Raw genomic sequence first — 18,448 nt, forward strand, 5'->3', positions numbered from 1 at the left:
TATTAAAAACTAATATTAGCACCTACAATAAAATTTCTTGGCAATGGTGTACTGGCACTTATAGTTACCATTCCATTACTGCCACTACGCAGGTTACCCGGGTTACCAACACCGGCATTGCCTACATTCGTTCCAATAGGATTTATACCGGTTTGATTTTTATAGGGGGAAAACAAGAAAGCCACATTATCAACAGTGAAGTACAGACGAATAGACTGTGCATATACTTTTTTCAACAAAGACTCACCAACAGTATATCCTAAATTGATGCTACGTATTTGAACGAATGAGGCGTTGTAATATCCTAAAGTTGTCCATGCTGTACTTATGGGGCTGATAGAAGTAGAAGGCTCAGGGAACCAGTTAGTGGGGTTATTGGGTGTCCAATAATCTACTTTAATACCATTGCGTTTACCATCCATTACAGTTAAGTATGATGCAACGGGTTGATGAATTTGACTTACCAATAATCCGCCAAAACGTGCATAAGCAACAACAGACAAATCGAAGTTTTTATAAGCAAACCTATTTGTCATACCTCCTTGCAATTTGGCATCACCATTACCAATTACATACCTATCATTGTTAGGATCAATAACGCCATCAGGCTTTCCCCCGGGGCCACTATGATCTTCTAATTTAATTTGCCCCGGAACACTGCCATATTTTGCTGCCTGTGCAGCTTCATTTTTTTGCCAAATACCTAATTTCTTATAATCATAAATTGCAGTCATTGAATATCCTACAAACAATTGGTTGGCAATATCTTGCTGAATACCACTACTTAAACTCAACAACTTGTTTTTATTGAAAAACAAATTAAGATCGGTTGACCAGCTAAATCCATGATGATTTTGAATATTTACAGTTGAAACAGTAAATTCCATACCCTTGTTTTCCATAGAACCGACATTGGTTGTATAGTTTCCTGAAACACCTGAGGTAGGTGGTAATACAACACTATACAAAATTTTATCAGTATGTTGATGATAATATTCTATTGAACCGGAAATTCTATTTTTCAAAATACTAAAATCTACCCCAACATTTACTGTTTTCGTATACTCCCAATCTAGATTAGGATTCGGCAAGGCAGATACGTTATATCCCGTAACCACCGTTGGCCCATAATTATACCGAATAACATTTCCGGGTGCAGCTAATCCATTGTTATTGGAAACTAAGCCAAGGGATGAATAAGGATTAATTGACTGATTAGATGTTTGCCCAAAACCTGCCCTTAATTTCAAACTATTGAAATTATTGGAAAAGAACTTGCTGTTTCTGAAAAATTGTTCATTGTTTAAATTCCAACCTGCAGATACAGCGGGATATTGGTGCCACTTATGTCCATTGGCTAAACGAGAAGAACCATCAATTCTACCAGTCAAAGTAAGCATATACTTATTATCATAGTTGTAGTTTAAACGCCCCATGTAGGAAATTAATGCCCATGATTGTTCACCACCACCAACAACAGGAGCGGGGGTTGGATTAGATAAACCTAATGCATAAAATTGTGAAAAGTTATCTGTAATAGAATCCTTACTTACTGAAGTATTATGAGTATGGTATTCCTGAATACTATATAAACCGGTAAAATTAAAGCGATGTTTTTTGATGGCTTTATCATAAATTAATAAGTTTTCAACTGTATACCCCCAAGCTTCAGCATTGTTTACATAAGCAGTATTGCCCTTCTGAGCTCTGAAATAGCTGGGATTAGTTGGTAAATCCGATGCCTGAAATTGATCATCTTCTTCCTGAGTATAGTTTAATCCAATGTTAGCTCTATACTTCAAGCCTTTTAAAATTTCAATTTCAGCATATAAACTATTAAAAGTTCTCAATCTTCTTACCCTATCAACCCAGTTGTTGTTGTTATGTTTCAGTAATAATGGGCTATATTGAGTTTGATTATCATCATTATTCCCATTTGGCGCTTTAATGATGTTTCCTGCGCTATCATATGCAGGCATTAATGGACTTAATGCCAAAATAGGAAACATGGGGTTTACGAATTGAGAACCATTGGTAACTCCTACCGTATTCATGGTATTTAATCCTATTTTAATTTTATTACCTATTTTACTATCAATAGTTGCACGAACAGAATAACGAGTAAAATCCTGTCCGGGTAATAATGAAGTTTCATTATAATATCCACCCCCTAACGAAAAGGTGCTACCGTTAGATGTACCTCCGGAAACAGTTATGTTTTGATCCGTTTTATGCGAATTACTATACATCAAATTTTGCCAATCGGTAGATTTTCCGGCAGCAATTGAGGCAAGTTCCAAAGGCATATATCCCTGATTCCATGGTGATATATTACGCATGGCTTGATATTCGGCCGCATTAAATACAGGATATTTATTAGAAACCGTTCCTATGCCATAGTAGCCGCTGTAGGATACACGAGTAGCACCTGCTTTACCTCTTTTTGTCGTAACCAGTAATACACCATTCGCACCACGAGAACCATAAATAGCGGTTGCTGAAGCATCTTTCAAAATTTCTACTGAAGCAACATCATCAGGATTAATATCATTTAAATTACCATCATAAGGAATACCATCTAATACCAATAAGGGTTCATTAGAACCACTAATAGAACGTGTACCACGGATACGAATTTGTGCACCTGAGCCTGGTGTTGTACCCACAGTTTGGATTTCCAGACCTGCTGCTTTTCCTTGTAAAGCCTGTTGCATATTGGCAACAGGAACATCGCGAAGTGCTTGTTCATTAACTGAAGATACAGAACCGGTTACATCACGTTTACGCTGTGTTCCATAACCAACTACTATAACTTGGTCTAAATCATTATTTGCCGTTTGTAATTGTACTGAAACATTAGTCGTATTGGCATTTATGGAAACATATTTCTTTTGATATCCTACATAAGAAATCACTAGCACACATTTTTCAGGTACACTAAGTGAAAAAGCACCCGCTTCATTTGTTGTTGTGCCAATATTATTTCCCTGCACACTTACCGAGGCACCGGCAACAGGTTCATTTTTTTCATTAACAATTACACCTTTTACAACCTTACGTTGTTGAGTGGATTGTGAAATAGATTTTTGAGAGGAAATTAAAATTAAAATAATTGTAATTATTAGTACACCGAATGCATAAAATGCTTGCCAATAATCATTTTTGGGCAATAACTGAGCATACGAAAAATTATTTTTTTTCATAAATGTTTTTTTAATATTTTTTTGTTAAAGATTCTTAACTCATATCGTAATTGTATGGTTAAGTGCTATTCATATAACTTATCATAGGGCAATGCAGTTAGTTTATTTGTTAGGATTATTTTGACACAACAGTAATCATTGCAGGTTTCGATGCACCTAGTTCAATACTTCTTTTATCAGGCAATGATCCGCCAATATAAATATTGATTCTTCCTTTGGGTAAATAACTTTCACCCTTATCATTCACCAATTGCAACATATCAGGAGTAATTATGAAAGAAACAGTTGAAGCACCTTGAATAGGTATTGCAATTTTTTTAAATGCTTTTAAAGCATATATTGGTGCATTCGCCGGCGCATTCTCATGCTGTACATACAATTGCACCGCTTCTAATCCATCATATTTTCCATTATTCTTAATAGTAATGCTACAAGTTATACTATCTCCATTTTTAATAACAGATTTTGAAACAATAGGATTCGTATATGAATAGGTATTATAACTTAACCCAAATCCAAAAGGATACATAGGAGTAGCTTTCATAAATCGATATGTTCTTCCCTGCATATTATAATCTTCATAAGAGGGAAGTTGGTTGTATGACATTGGAAAGGTTACAGGTAATTTACCGGAAGGATTAGCGTTTCCAAAAACAATATCAGCTGCAGCATTACCGCCTTCTTCACCTGGATACCAAACTAACAATACAGCATCAGCCAATTCATGAACTTCCGATAAATTCATTGGACTTCCCCCCGTAATAATTGCTATGATTGGCTTTTTATTCCCTTCACGTAATTTTTTTAAAAAATCTATTTGGTTTTGCGGAAGGTTGTAATTCAATCTATCTCCATAAGTTGTTGATGCAATTGATTCACCTTCTTCGCCTTCCAGCAATCCAGACAAACCTAATACAGCAATGGTTACATCAGAATTCTTTGCATCACCGGTGGTCCAATCAATAGGGTTTGCATCAGGTCTGTCTAATAAGCAACCCATTTTGTATTGCAATTGACTACCGGGAGCAATATGCCCTGCAAACCCTTCTAAAAAAGTAACTAATCGATTATTTACACCATAGTAATTTCCCAATAAAACATCAACATTAGATGCATTAGGACCTGTAATGAAATAGCGAGGCAGGTTATTTTTTAAAGGTAATACACCATTATTTTTTAATAAAACAGCCGATTGAACAGCCACTTCTTTTGCCAATGCTCTATGCTGAGGCGAATTAATAACTGATTCCGGAATTTGATTATACGGATTGTCATTGACGTTATCAAACATACCCAATTTAAAACGGGTAGCTAACAATTCAGCCAAAGCGCTGTCAATAGTTTTTTCTGAAATTAGGTTTTGTTTTACAGCATCTATTAAAGCCGTATATTCTACCCCACAATCTAAACTTACTCCTTTTTTAACAGAAAGCGCTGCCGCTTCAGCAGCAGTTTTCACATAATGGTGACCCTCATAAATATCGCCTATAGCACCGCAATCATATACGACATGTCCTTTAAAATGCCATTCATTTCTTAATATATCGTCTAACAAAAAAGTATTGGCACAACAGGGTTCACCATTGGTACTGTTATATGCACACATTACTGCTTCTACATGGGCATCTTTTACCAAAGCTTTAAAAGCTGGCAAATAAGTTTCACGTAAATCTTTAATTGAAGCAACTGCATTGAAAGAGTGTCGCAAGCGCTCAGGACCACTGTGTACGGCAAAATGCTTTGCACAAGCAGCCACTTTTAAATATCTGGGATCATCGCCTTGTAAGCCTTTTACAAAGGCAACACCCATTGTTTTAGTGAGTGTAGGATCTTCGCCATAAGTTTCTTGACCACGCCCCCAACGTGGATCGCGAAAAATATTAATATTGGGAGTCCAAAATGTAAGTCCACCATACTGTTCATGTATTCCTCTCTTTACAGCTGCATTATACATAGCTCTTGCCTCATCAGATATAGCAGAAGCCTCAACAAAAGCAAGGCTGTCATTAAAAGTTGCAGCCATGCCAATTGCCTGAGGAAAAACTGTAGCCAAACCTGAACGTGCAACTCCATGCAAGGCCTCATTCCACCAATTATATGCAGGAATATTCAGCCTGGGTATAGCAGGACTGCTATTCATCATTTGTTGCACTTTTTCTTGCAAAGTCAATCTGCTCACCAAGTCGTGTACACGAGTTGAAATAGGCAAACGGGCATTTAAATAATCAGGGGTTTGAGCCAATACATTAATGACCGATAAATGCAGTAACAGCAAGCAGCAACTATAGAAAATTTTTTTCATAAAGCAAGCATTTTGGGTATTTAAGCAGCGTAAAATTGGTATTTACGTAATTAAAAAGCTATCGTTAACAAAACGAATATAGAAAAGAATTTTAAAAAATGCAACCGATTGCAAAATATTTTTCAAAAAAAATACAATTACCTTGTTCAAAAGTTATAACATTGTTTGTATGAAGCAGGATAAAGAAGTTACCATATATGATATTGCGGACTATTTAAACATTTCAGCAGCAACGGTTAGTCGCGGCTTGAAAGACCATCCTACTATTAATAAGAAAACAAAAAAGAAAATACTAGAAGCAGCCCAAAAATTAGGTTATAGAAGCAACGCATTTGCCAGCAATTTGCGAACCAAACAAAGTAAAACCATAGGAGTTATTGTACCTCGGCTAAACAGTTACTTTATGTCAACTGTTATAGCAGGTATTGAAAGCATTGCTAATGAAGAAGGATACCAACTCATCATCAGTCAATCACAAGAAGATGAACAAAAAGAAGCAGCTAACGCAATAACATTATTTAACAGCAGGGTTGATGGAATAATGGTTTCATTAGCAGCCAACACAAAAACCACCGATCATTTCAAACCATTTTTGGAAAAAAACATCCCCATTGTTTACTTTGACAGAGTAGTTGAAACACCTGATTCATTAACTATTTCAATTGATAATTATAAGGCTGCTTTTGAAGTTACCCAACACTTAATCGACAAGGGTTGTAAGCGCATTTTACACCTTGGGGGAAACGTAAATAGGAATGTTTATGCAGACAGACTTGCGGGCTATAAAGCTGCTTTAAAACAAGCAGGATTGCCTACCCCGGATAACCTTGTTTTTTTTAGCAATCTTAGTGAAGACGCAGGCGTGGAAGCTGCTAATTATATTAACAATCTAAAACAGAAGCCGGATGCAGTATTTTCTGCCAATGATACCTGTGCTGCTTATTGTATGATTCGTTTAAAACAACTAGGCTATAAAATTCCCGGCAACTTTTTGTTTGCGGGATTCAATAATGACCCAATCAGCAAAGTAGTAGAACCCAATTTAACCACCATAGCTTATCCCGGTTATCCAATGGGGCAAATTGCAGCCACCCATTTAATTAATCACCTCAAAGGCATTGCCGATATAAGCAGTACAAACAGTGTGTTATTGCGGCATGAATTAATTGTGCGTGCCTCTACTCAAAAATAAAAATTTGCAAAATCAATTATATTTTAGAAATTTACGCAACCGATTGCATTATGAATCCAAAAAAAGATGTTACCATTTACGATATTGCCAAACAGTTGAACATTTCCACTTCAACGGTTAGCAGGGCATTGCAAAACCATCCTGCAATAAATAAATTAACCAAGAAAAAGGTAATTGCTACTGCGAAAGAAATTGGCTATCAATACAACACATTCGCCGGTAATTTGAGAAAAAAATCAACCAGCATCATCGGAGTAATGGTGCATGAGTTGAATAGTAACTTCATTACTTCCGTATTAGCCGGTATAGAAAAAGTAACTTCAGAAGCAGGCTACGACATTATTATTGCCCACTCATCGGAAAGTTATACAAAAGAATCAGCTAATGCTTTGAACCTATTTCACAAAAGAGTGGATGGATTAATTGCTTCATTAGCCTATGATACTAAAAATTTAGACCATTATTTACCCTTTCATCAGAAAGGCATTCCCGTTGTATTTTTCGACCGTGTGGAACCTTCTGATAAAAGTACCGTAGTGGTAATTGACAACACCAAATGTGGATACCAGGCCACAAAACATTTAATTGAACAGGGATGCAAACGCATTGCCCATATTACCGGAAACCTGAGTAGAAATGTTTATGCCCATCGCTTTCAAGGATATAAAAAAGCTTTAACTGAACATCATTTACCATTCGATAAAAAACTTTTAATTGTGAATGACTTGGGCGAAGAAGCTGCAAGAAATGCAACACTGCAACTGCTCCGATTACCATCTTTACCCGATGGCATTTTTATAACAAACGATTTTACTGCCGCTGTAGTAATTCAAACACTGAAGGAGAATGGCATTGTTGTTCCTGATGATATTGCCATTGTTGGATTTAACAATGATGCCATCAGTAAATTAATTGAACCTAAAATTACCACAATTAACTATCCGGGCATTGAAATGGGTGAAATAGCAGCAAGACAACTCATTGCTAATTTGAAAGGTGAAGAAAATGTTCAATTAACCAATACAATTATCATTCGTTCAGATTTAATAATAAGAGAATCATCATTAAAAAAGCATACACCACTAAGCATAGCATCCAACAATAACGCAAATAAGAAATAGCCATGGAAATGAAAATTGGAAAAACAGCAATAGTTACCGGAGGAGCATCGGGAATAGGCTTTGCTATTGCAAAAAAATTTACGGAAAATAATATTAGAACCATTATTATTGGAAGAGATGAGCAAAAATTACATACAGCTGCAAATGAACTCGGAAATTTATGCATCCCAATTACATTCAACTTAAACAATATTGATGCGATTGATGATAAAGTGCAAGAAATTTTGCAAGAATATGGCAATATTGACATATTAGTGAATAATGCCGGTATTAACCTAAAAAAAGATTTTACCCAAGTTTCTATAACAGAATTTCAATCTATCTTAAACACCAATGTTACGGCAGTTTTTGCCATTTCACAGTCGGTAGTGAAACGCATGATTCCGCAAAAAAAAGGAATTATTATTAATATAAGTTCCATGGCTTCTCGCTATGGTTTGCCAAAAGTAATTGCATATACCGCTTCAAAATCTGCTATTGAAGGAATGACTCGTGCCATGGCTGTTGAACTTTCGCCAATGGGTATCCGTATTAATTGCATTGCGCCCGGATTTATTGCAACAGAAATGAGCGCAAAGGCATTAAATAATGATGCAGAAAGAATGAATAAAGTAATTGCCCGAACCCCAATGGGTAAACTGGGTATGCCGGAAGATGTAGCGGATGCTGCATTCTTTTTAGCATCAGATGAAGCAAAATTCATAACCGGTACAATTTTAACTGTTGATGGTGGAAATGCAATAGGTTTTTAAAAAACATTTCATCATGAAAAATGTATTCATATTAATTTTTGCTTGTTTTATATCAACTATTTTGCATGCTCAAAATATTGTTGCATTTACCCAACAAAAAGATAATTGGCAACTATGGAATAATAATGATCCTTTATACATTTACACAGACTCTACCGATGACTGGTTGGTACAAAAATCGGCCGCATTTTTACAAAGCGATTTAAAAGCAGTTACTCATAAAAACATTTACATTACACACAACTTATCATCTGTAAAGGGAAATGTTATCATAATTGGAACGATTAAAGCCTCTGCTACATTACACAAATTATCTGCAGAAAACAAAATCAACTTAAATTCTTTACAAAATCAATGGGAGGCATTTCAAATTAAAACCATACAAAATTTACTTCCCAATAAATATCATGCACTCATTATAGCGGGAAGTGATAAACGCGGGGCGGCTTATGGTGTATTTGAAATTTCGAAACAAGCCGGTATTTCACCTTGGTATTGGTGGGCAGATGTTCCTATTATCCCACATCAAAATATCTATGTAAAAAACGGAACCTACCTCTTTCCCTCACCTTCCGTACAATACAGAGGAATTTTTATAAATGATGAAGCACCAGCATTTTCAGGTTGGACAAAAGAAAAATTTGGTGGGGTGAATCACTTGGTATATGAAAAGGTATTTGAATTACTATTGCGCTTAAAGGCTAACTATTTATGGCCCGCCATGTGGGGAAATGCTTTTAATGATGATGATACACTTAACCCAATTCTTGCTAATCAATATGGCATTGTTATGGGCACATCACATCATGAGCCCATGTTACGTGCGCAGCAAGAATGGAAGCGCTATGGCAAAGGCGCATGGAACTATCAAACCAACCAGGCTGTATTAGATTCTTTTTGGAAAAAAGGAATTGAAAATATGGGTAACCATGAAAGCATTGTTACCATTGGCATGCGTGGCGATGGCGATGAGCCCATGACCGAAGGCACTGCAACAGCATTATTAGAAAAAATTGTAGCCAGGCAACGACAAATTATTGAATCAGTAACGCATAAACCTGCTTCAGCTACCCCGCAACTGTGGGCATTATATAAAGAGGTACAGGACTACTATGATAAAGGCATGCGCGTTCCCGATGATGTTACCTTATTGCTTTGCGACGATAACTGGGGGAATATTAGAAGAGTACCGAAACTGTCAGACACAAGCAGAAAGGGCGGATTTGGCATGTATTACCATTTTGATTATGTAGGTGATCCAAGAAATTATAAATGGATTAACACCAACAACATTTTCAGAGTGTGGGAACAAATGCATTTGGCTTACGATTATCATATAAGAAAAATTTGGATAGTTAACGTTGGCGATATTAAGCCTATGGAATTGCCTATTAGTTTCTTTTTAGATTATGCCTGGAACACGAATAAATGGCATGCAAATAACCTGGAAGAATTTCATGAAAAATGGGCAGAACAACAATTCGGAGCAACATTCAAAAAACAAATTGCACAAATTTTAATTTTATATGCCCAATATAATAGTCGCAGAAAACCGGAATTACTTTCGCCTGAAACTTATAGCCTTCAACACTATCACGAATTTGAAACAGTGGTTACCGAATACAACCAATTATCTGAAAAAGCGCAAAAAATATATCAACAATTAAAACCTGAATACAAAGATGCTTATTATCAATTAGTATTATATCCGGTTATGGCAAGTGCCAATTTAAACAGCATGTATTTAGCAGCTGCAAAAAACCGCTGGTTTGCGAATCAAAATAATATTACAGCTGCGAAACTATATGGTGACAGTGTGCGATATTTTTATGAACAAGACTCTTTAATGGCCTATTATTATAACCATGAACTGGCAAATGGGAAATGGAATCACATGATGGATCAAACACATATTGGTTATACCTATTGGCAACAACCGCCCGTCAATAAAATGCCGGATATTTATACATCACCGTTCAATGAAAGTCAGGGAAACAAGTTATACACAAACAACATTTCAAAGAAAATAAATTCCTATAACAAACTGCCGAATAAGCTTCCATCCTTCAAATGGAAATATTTTATAGCCGATAGTGGTTACGTATCTATACATGCCACCAATTATGCATCACTACAAGAAAAAAATGGTATGCATTGGCAAAAAATCCCTTTCATTGGTAAAACAGATGGTGGTATTACTGCCTTTCCCGTTACAGCACCCGAACAACCCATTAACAACAATGCCACCACGTTAACCTATTATTTTTACAGTTCTGATACCGGGAAAATTAAAATTTATACCTACTGTTCCCCTACCCTCAATATTCATCATGATGATGGCTTGAAATATGGCATTGCAGTTGATGATGCACCCGTTCAAATTATTTCAATTAACAAAAACGATGATAATCCGCAAATTTGGGCAAAGTGGGTGGCAAATAATATCATCATCAATCCTTCTGAACATTATTTATCAAAACCCGGTATTCACAAAATAACTTTCACACTGATAAACACAGCAATTGTATTACAAAAAATCGTAGTGGACTTAGGCGGATTAGAGGAAAGTTATTTAGGTCCACCCGAATCAAAATTGCAATAAAATGAAATACTTTTTCACCATATTAATTTTGCTTTTCATTAGTTGCGCAATACCTGCAAAAGCAAATGTATCGCTTCCAACATTGGTCAGCGACAGTATGATATTACAAAGAAATACCCCTATTAAAATTTGGGGCTGGGCAAGTCCGGGAGAAAAAGTGTCCATCCAATTATTGAATAAAACTTTTAAAACACAAACAAAACCTAATGGTGAATGGGAAATTATATTTCCTTCTCAAAATACCGGTGGCCCATATACAATGGTCATTAAAGGTAAAAACGTTATCACCATTCATGATATTTATTTTGGTGATGTTTGGCTTTGTTCAGGGCAATCGAATATGGTGCATCAATTAGGCATTCACCTATATACCTATGCTAATGAATTGAAACACACAAACAATAGCTTTATACGACAATTTGCCGTTCCTGTACATGCTAATTTACAATTCGCTGATTCTAATACTTTAAAAAGTGAATGGCATACTGCACAGGGTAATAATTTATTGCAATTTTCTGCCGTTGCTTTCTTTTTTGCACAACAGTTATACGAGAAATACAAGGTTCCGATTGGTATCATAAATGCCAGTTCCGGTGGTACACCTATTGAAGCTTGGATGAGCATATCCGTTCTAGAAAACTTCCCCGATATTGATCAATTAATTCAAAAAAATAAAGACACTGCATACATTCATCAACTGGAAAAATCTATCGCTGCTAATAATCAAATCATTCAAAAAAATTTAGCAAAAGACAAAGGCATTTCCGAAAATCCAAAGTGGTACCAAACTGATTATAAACCTATAAATTGGCATAACATAAATGTTCCGGGATATTGGAATGATCAAAGTATTCCTAACGTACATGGCATTGTGTGGTATAGAAGAACAATAATGTTAGCACCCACAATGGAAGGCCAACAAGCTCAATTAGCATTAGGAAGAATAGTAAACGCCGATGAGGTTTATATAAACGGAAAATTAATTGGCCAAACCGGATATGAGTATCCGCAACGCTATTATAATATTCCTGCAGGCATATTAAAAGGGGGAAACAATACTATTGTAGTTAAAATTACGGCATTACAAGGAAAAGGCGGATTTGTAACTGATAAGCCATATTATCTAACAAACGGTGCAGACACTATACAATTAGCAGGCACCTGGCAATATAAAGTTGGGCTTGCGCTTACACCCAATCAAACGCACACACAATATTTTAATGCAGAATATCAACCCACTGCATTATATAATGGAATGATTGCACCTATTACGCCATATGCCATAAAGGGTGTGTTATGGTATCAGGGCGAAAGTAATACGGGAAACACCAAGCAGTATGCTCAACTATTACCGGCATTTATTAATGATTGGCGACAAAAATGGCATAATGAAAATTTACCTTTCATTATTATACAGTTACCCAATTTCGGACCTATTGATGAACTTCCTGTTGAAAGTGGTTGGGCACAACTACGTGAAGTTCAAATGAATGCACTAAAAATTGCTAACACAGCATTGGTAGTAACAATTGACTTGGGTGAATGGAATGACATCCATCCTTCCAGAAAAAAAGAGGTAGGACAACGTGCAGCCCTTGCTGCAGAAAAATTGGTATATGGAAATAATAACATTATATCAAGCGGTCCTATTTTTCAAGCGGCAGAAATTAAAAACGACTCTATCATTATTCATTTTTCAAATGTGGGAAGTGGTTTAACCACTTTAGAAAACCAGCCCTTAAACAGATTTTCAATTGCCGGATCCAATAAAAAATTTGTTTGGGCCAATGCTAAAATTGAGCATAATACAGTTGTAGTATGGAATAAAAACATTAGCCATCCTTTATATGTACGATATGCATGGGCTGACAATCCCATGGATGCTAACTTATATAATGTTGAAGGATTACCCGCCAGTCCATTTAGAACCGATCAATAAAAATATTATGAAAATTATTTTATCAATACTTACACTTTTTGCTGTTAATATGATTGCAGCACAAACAGAAAAAACTTGGAATAACAAATCATGTGCAGTGGTATTGACTTATGATGACGGATTAAATATTGACATTAAAAATGTACTTCCCGCTCTCGACTCTGTTCAACTAAAAGGTACATTTTATATTTCTGATTATTTTAATGGACTAAATGCACAGTTGCCAAGCTGGAAAAAAGCCGCTGCGAATGGCCATGAATTAGGTAATCATACTATTTGGCACCCTTGTAATAGCCAATTACCGGGCAGAAGTTTTGTTCAACCCGACTACGATTTGGCCACCTACACAGTAAAACGTATGGTGAATGAAATATTAGCCATGAATAATTTATTAAAAGCTATTGATGGACAAACCACCAGAACCTTTGCTTATCCATGTGGCGATACAAAAATTCATGATACAGACTATTTAGCTTCCTTACACCAAACTTTTATTGCTGCAAGAGGCGTAACACCAATGATGCAAACAATTGATCAAATTGATTTATACAATATTGGGTGCTATGGCATGAATGGGCAATCGGGTAAAGAAATGATTGATTTAGTGAAACAAGCACAACGTACACACACATTATTGGTTTTCCTATTTCATGGAGTTGGAGGAGAGCATAGTTTAAATGTTAGTGTGAATGCGCATCATGAACTGTTGCAATATTTGAAGCAAAATGAATCAACAATTTGGGTAGCCCCCCTAAAAACAGTGGCTGCTTATATTAAAGCACATCAAAATAAAACCAAATAAATTCATCAATACAAATATTAGCTTACATGAAAAGAAAAACATTATTCATTGCTGCCTGTGCAACAATTCTTGCAAATTATAGTTATGCACAAAAACAAATGGGCTTAAAAGATTATTACAAAAATTATTTCCCTATTGGCGTTGCGGTTAGTGCACATAATGTATTAAGCAGCGATACAACTTTTATACTGCAACAATTTAATAGTCTTACCCCGGAAAATGCCATGAAAATGGGGCCTATTCATCCCAAGGAAAATGAATACAATTTTAAAGAGGCTGATGCCATAGTAAACTTTGCGCAACGGCATCATTTAAAAGTAAGAGGTCATAACTTATGTTGGCATGAACAAACCCCGGATTGGATATTTAAAGATGCAAATGGCGGATTGGTATCAAAGGAAGTACTTTTGGAACGTTTGAAACAACACATCTTTACGGTAGTAAACAGATATAAAGGCAAAATTTATGCTTGGGATGTAGTAAATGAAGCTGTTGATGATGATAGTACACGCCTATTACGCAATTCATTATGGTATCAAATATGTGGCATTGATTTCATAGTAAAAGCTTTTGAATATGCGCATGAAGCAGATCCAAATGCCATTTTATTCTATAACGATTACAATACGGAAAGGCCCGAAAAAAGAGCCAGAGTTTTACAATTAATGCAACAACTTAAAGCATTAAAAGTGCCGGTAATGGGTATTGGCTTACAAGGGCATTGGAGCATTTATGAACCTACACAAACCGATTTACAACAAACCATTCAAAGCTTTGCTGCACTGGGTTTACAGGTGCAAATAACAGAACTGGATGTATCTATTTACCCATGGGAAAAAAAATTAAGACCTAAAACTGAAAAAGACATTGACGCTTATACCCCTGAGCTTGAACATAAACAAGATGAACAGTACAAAATGGTATTTAAAGTATTTAGAGCCAATAAACAAAAAATTACCGGGGTTACCTTTTGGAACTTAACAGATAGAACTACCTGGTTAGACAATTATCCTGTACCCGGAAGAAAAAATTATCCTTTGCTTTTTGATGCCAATTATCAACCTAAAAAAGCGTATTGGGATGTAGTTAATTTTAAACAATAATCAGATGAAAAAAATATTATCACTAATTACCATATTTTTTTGTACACATCAGCTGCAAGCGCAAAGCAATTGCACATTTCAAAACCCAATTTTAGCAGGGTTTTATCCCGACCCTTCAATTTGTAAAGTGGGTAATGACTATTATTTAACCAATTCAACCTTTGCATATTTTCCGGGGTTACCCATTTTTCATAGCAAAGATTTAGTGCATTGGCAACAATTAGGCTTTGCATTGAACCGACCCGAACAATTGAATTTAGATAGTGCAGGAGTTTCGAGAGGTTTATTTGCACCAGACATCAGTTACCATCAAGGGAAATTTTACATTGTTTGTACCTTAATTGACAAGTTGGGCAATTTTATTGTGACTGCTCAAAATCCGGCAGGTCCATGGAGTAACCCAATACCCTTGCCGAAAGTAGATGGTATTGACCCTTCCCTTTTTTTTGATACCATACAAAACAAAACTTATTTAGTTTATAATAGCGTAGCGCCTAACAATCAGCCATTATATGAAGGACACCGCACCATTCGCTTGGTTGAATTTGATATACAAAAATTTGAAACGATAGGTAAAGAAAAGATTATAGTAAATGGCGGTGTTGATTTATCTAAAAAACCCATATGGATTGAAGGCCCACATATATTTCAAAAAGATGGATTTTACTATTTAATTTGTGCTGAAGGTGGTACTGCTTATCAACATTCAGAAGTAGTTTTCAGAAGTAAACAAGTTGACGGACCTTATGAACCTTGGCAAAACAACCCCATATTAACACAACGCCAGTTAAATCCCAATAGGCCCAACCCTATTACAACAACCGGTCATGCACAATTTACACAAACGCCTACGGGTGAGTGGGTGGCCGTATTTTTAGGTTGCAGACCATATGAAAATGATTTTTATAATACAGGAAGAGAAACTTTTATGGCCCCGGTAAAATGGGAAGATGGATGGCCATACATAACACAAAACAACGATTTAGTGCAGTATCAATATAGCATTTCAACTAATTCATATCGGTTTCCACACCAACAGCCATACAATGGTAATTTTTGTTTTACTGATTCTTTCCTTACTCAAAAACTAAATGATAGTTGGCAATATTTGCGAACACCCAAACATCAATGGTTTCAAATTTCAAATAAAGGAATTAGCATGCAACTGCAACCCATTACATGCAGTGAGCCCCTTAATCCTTCTTTTTTAGGTTGGCGGCAAACACATTTGTATGGATATGCGTCAACGCAATTAAATTTTACGCCGACAAACTCTAATGAAAAAGCGGGTTTAATTGTTTTTCAAAATGAACATGCTTTTTATTATCTCTGTCAATCTGTAAATAAAAATAAAGAACCCGTTATTCAATTATATCGAGGAGATACAAGTACCCTGAATAATAATATGCAATTGATTACCGAAAGAAAAATACCATTGAATCATTCATTACAACTAAAAATTAATGCCAATGGTGCCACCTATGATTTTTATTATGCCCTTCAACCCAATCATTGGCAATTATTACAGCAAGGAGTTGATGCTAAGCCATTAAGCACACAAGTAGCAGGCGGTTTTGTAGGTTGTGTTTATGCTTTATATGCCACTTCATTAAAACAAGCAACTAGTAATCGGGCCAACTTTCGGTGGTTCAAAATTTGTAATAACGATAAACCATACATCAATAACGGCAATAATATTTGTAAAGAATAAACAAAATTGTCCATCCACTACATTTCCCTAATTTTGTTATACTAACACTTGTTCGTATGACTGACTTAGAATTTAATAAGAATGAAGACTGGATGAAGCTATTGAATAGCGCAGTTAAAAAAGAGAAAGAAAAAATAAAAAATGGCGGCGGAAAATCGGCCATTGAAAAACAACACCAAAAAAATAAACTTACCCCTCGCGAAAGAATAGCCTATTTAATTGATGAGCATACAGAATTTATAGAGTTGGGGACATTTGCAGGATATGAAATGTATGCAGAAGAAGGCGGCTGCCCGGCAGGTGGAACAGTTGGCGGAATAGGTACTATTAAAGGTCGTCAATGCGTTATCGTTGCAAACGATCAAACCGTTAAAGCAGGTGCCTGGTTTCCTATAACCGGTAAAAAAAATTTACGATTACAGGAAATAGCAATGGAAAATAAATTGCCGATTATTTATCTGGTTGATAGTGCCGGTGTTTATCTTCCATTACAAGACGAAATATTTCCTGACAAAGAACATTTTGGTCGCATTTTTAGAAATAATGCCAAAATGAGTGCAATGGGCATTACACAAATAGCTGCCGTAATGGGTGCTTGTGTAGCAGGCGGTGCTTATTTACCCATAATGAGCGATGAAACACTAATGGTTGAAGGTAATGGATCCATTTTCTTAGCCGGTTCATATTTGGTTAAAGCAGCTATAGGTGAAGTTATTGACAATGAAACTTTGGGTGGGGCTATTACACATACCGAAATTAGTGGCATTGCCGATTACCGATTCAAAACGGAACAGGAATGTTTGAATCACATAAAAAAAATCATTCAACAATTAGGAAGTTCACCCAAAGCCGGCTTTAATAAAATTAAAGCCTATGCCCCTTTTAAAAATCCGGAAGAAATTTATGGCATTATGTCGGTTGATAATGCCAAACCGTATGATATGCATGAAATAATAGAACGGATTGTTGATGCGAATGAAAACGGCACCGGCAGCTCATTCGAGCCCTTTAAAAACGATTATGGAAAATCCATCATCTGTGGGTATGCACGTATTGAAGGATGGAGTGTAGGTATTGTTGCCAATCAAAGGTTAATAACAAAAAACAGAAAAGGGGAATTACAAATGGGCGGTGTTATTTATAATGACAGCGCCGATAAAGCAGCGCGATTTATTATGAACTGCAATCAGAAAAAAATACCTCTTGTTTTTTTGCAAGATGTAACCGGATTTATGGTTGGTAGTCGCAGTGAACATAGTGGCATTATTAAAGATGGGGCCAAATTAGTAAATGCAGTTGCCAATTCAGTTGTTCCAAAAATTACCATTATTATAGGAAATAGCTTTGGAGCCGGAAATTATGCCATGTGTGGCAAAGCTTATGATCCTCGTTTTATTTATGCTTGGCCAAGCGCAAAAATTGCTGTAATGGGTGGTGAACAAGCAGCCAAAACCATGCTACAAATTCAAGTAGCCAATTTAAAAGCACAGGGCAAAACAATTTCAAGCGAAGAAGAAAACAAGTTATTAAATTCATTAAAAGAAAAATATAATGCGCAAACAACTGCATACTATGCTGCTGCACGGTTATGGGTTGACGAAATCATTGATCCAATTTTAACCAGAAAATATATTGCAAACGGCATTGCTGCAGCTAATGAAAATGCCGATATCCCGGAATTCAAAACAGGCGTTTTCCAGGTTTAATTTATAAATGAATAA

The 18,448-nt window shown here is 35.9% G+C and carries 11 protein-coding genes; 9 read left to right on the forward strand and 2 right to left on the reverse strand.

The genetic code is table 11. The features are described 5' to 3' along the window. Positions 1 to 2: 2 nt before the first annotated feature. The gene (locus LX80_RS09870) at positions 3 to 3,203 is read right to left on the reverse strand and encodes a SusC/RagA family TonB-linked outer membrane protein (protein WP_111295790.1); all 3,201 of its coding nucleotides are present in this window, start codon (positions 3,201 to 3,203) and stop codon (positions 3 to 5) included. Between the two features lie 115 nt (positions 3,204 to 3,318). After that, positions 3,319 to 5,505, reverse strand: a complete 2,187-nt coding sequence (locus tag LX80_RS09875) for a glycoside hydrolase family 3 C-terminal domain-containing protein (protein ID WP_111295792.1) — start codon at positions 5,503 to 5,505, stop codon at positions 3,319 to 3,321. A 169-nt stretch (positions 5,506 to 5,674) separates the two neighbouring features. On the opposite strand from LX80_RS09875, the gene LX80_RS09880 reads away from it, so the two are divergent. The 9 genes from LX80_RS09880 to LX80_RS09920 are packed head-to-tail and all read left to right on the forward strand — an operon-like array spanning position 5,675 to position 18,433. Next, positions 5,675 to 6,697 (forward strand): LacI family DNA-binding transcriptional regulator, encoded by a 1,023-nt coding sequence (locus tag LX80_RS09880; RefSeq protein WP_111295794.1) that lies wholly within the window; start codon positions 5,675 to 5,677, stop codon positions 6,695 to 6,697. Positions 6,698 to 6,747: 50 nt separating this feature from the next. Then, the gene (locus LX80_RS09885) at positions 6,748 to 7,818 is read left to right on the forward strand and encodes a LacI family DNA-binding transcriptional regulator (RefSeq protein WP_111295796.1); all 1,071 of its coding nucleotides are present in this window, start codon (positions 6,748 to 6,750) and stop codon (positions 7,816 to 7,818) included. A 2-nt stretch (positions 7,819 to 7,820) separates the two neighbouring features. Then, positions 7,821 to 8,570, forward strand: coding sequence for an SDR family NAD(P)-dependent oxidoreductase (locus tag LX80_RS09890; RefSeq protein WP_245898036.1), 750 nt, complete (start codon positions 7,821 to 7,823; stop codon positions 8,568 to 8,570). Positions 8,571 to 8,583: 13 nt separating this feature from the next. Then, the gene (locus LX80_RS09895; protein WP_111295798.1) at positions 8,584 to 11,172 is read left to right on the forward strand and encodes a glycosyl hydrolase 115 family protein; all 2,589 of its coding nucleotides are present in this window, start codon (positions 8,584 to 8,586) and stop codon (positions 11,170 to 11,172) included. A gap of 1 nt (position 11,173) precedes the next feature. After that, positions 11,174 to 13,111, forward strand: coding sequence for a sialate O-acetylesterase (locus tag LX80_RS09900; protein ID WP_111295800.1), 1,938 nt, complete (start codon positions 11,174 to 11,176; stop codon positions 13,109 to 13,111). A gap of 7 nt (positions 13,112 to 13,118) precedes the next feature. Beyond that, positions 13,119 to 13,913, forward strand: coding sequence for a polysaccharide deacetylase family protein (locus LX80_RS09905; protein ID WP_111295802.1), 795 nt, complete (start codon positions 13,119 to 13,121; stop codon positions 13,911 to 13,913). A gap of 26 nt (positions 13,914 to 13,939) precedes the next feature. Continuing rightward, complete coding sequence (locus LX80_RS09910) at positions 13,940 to 15,016, forward strand: endo-1,4-beta-xylanase (RefSeq protein WP_111295804.1); 1,077 nt, start codon at positions 13,940 to 13,942, stop codon at positions 15,014 to 15,016. 4 nt (positions 15,017 to 15,020) lie between these two features. Further along, positions 15,021 to 16,727, forward strand: a complete 1,707-nt coding sequence (locus tag LX80_RS09915; RefSeq protein ID WP_111295806.1) for a glycoside hydrolase family 43 protein — start codon at positions 15,021 to 15,023, stop codon at positions 16,725 to 16,727. A 56-nt stretch (positions 16,728 to 16,783) separates the two neighbouring features. Beyond that, positions 16,784 to 18,433: an acyl-CoA carboxylase subunit beta gene (locus tag LX80_RS09920; RefSeq protein WP_111295808.1), complete on the forward strand. Its 1,650-nt coding sequence runs from the start codon at positions 16,784 to 16,786 to the stop codon at positions 18,431 to 18,433. Positions 18,434 to 18,448: the final 15 nt, after the last annotated feature.

Source organism: Hydrotalea sandarakina (genome assembly GCF_003254115.1).
GTDB classification, from domain to species: Bacteria; Bacteroidota; Bacteroidia; order Chitinophagales; family Chitinophagaceae; genus Hydrotalea; species Hydrotalea sandarakina.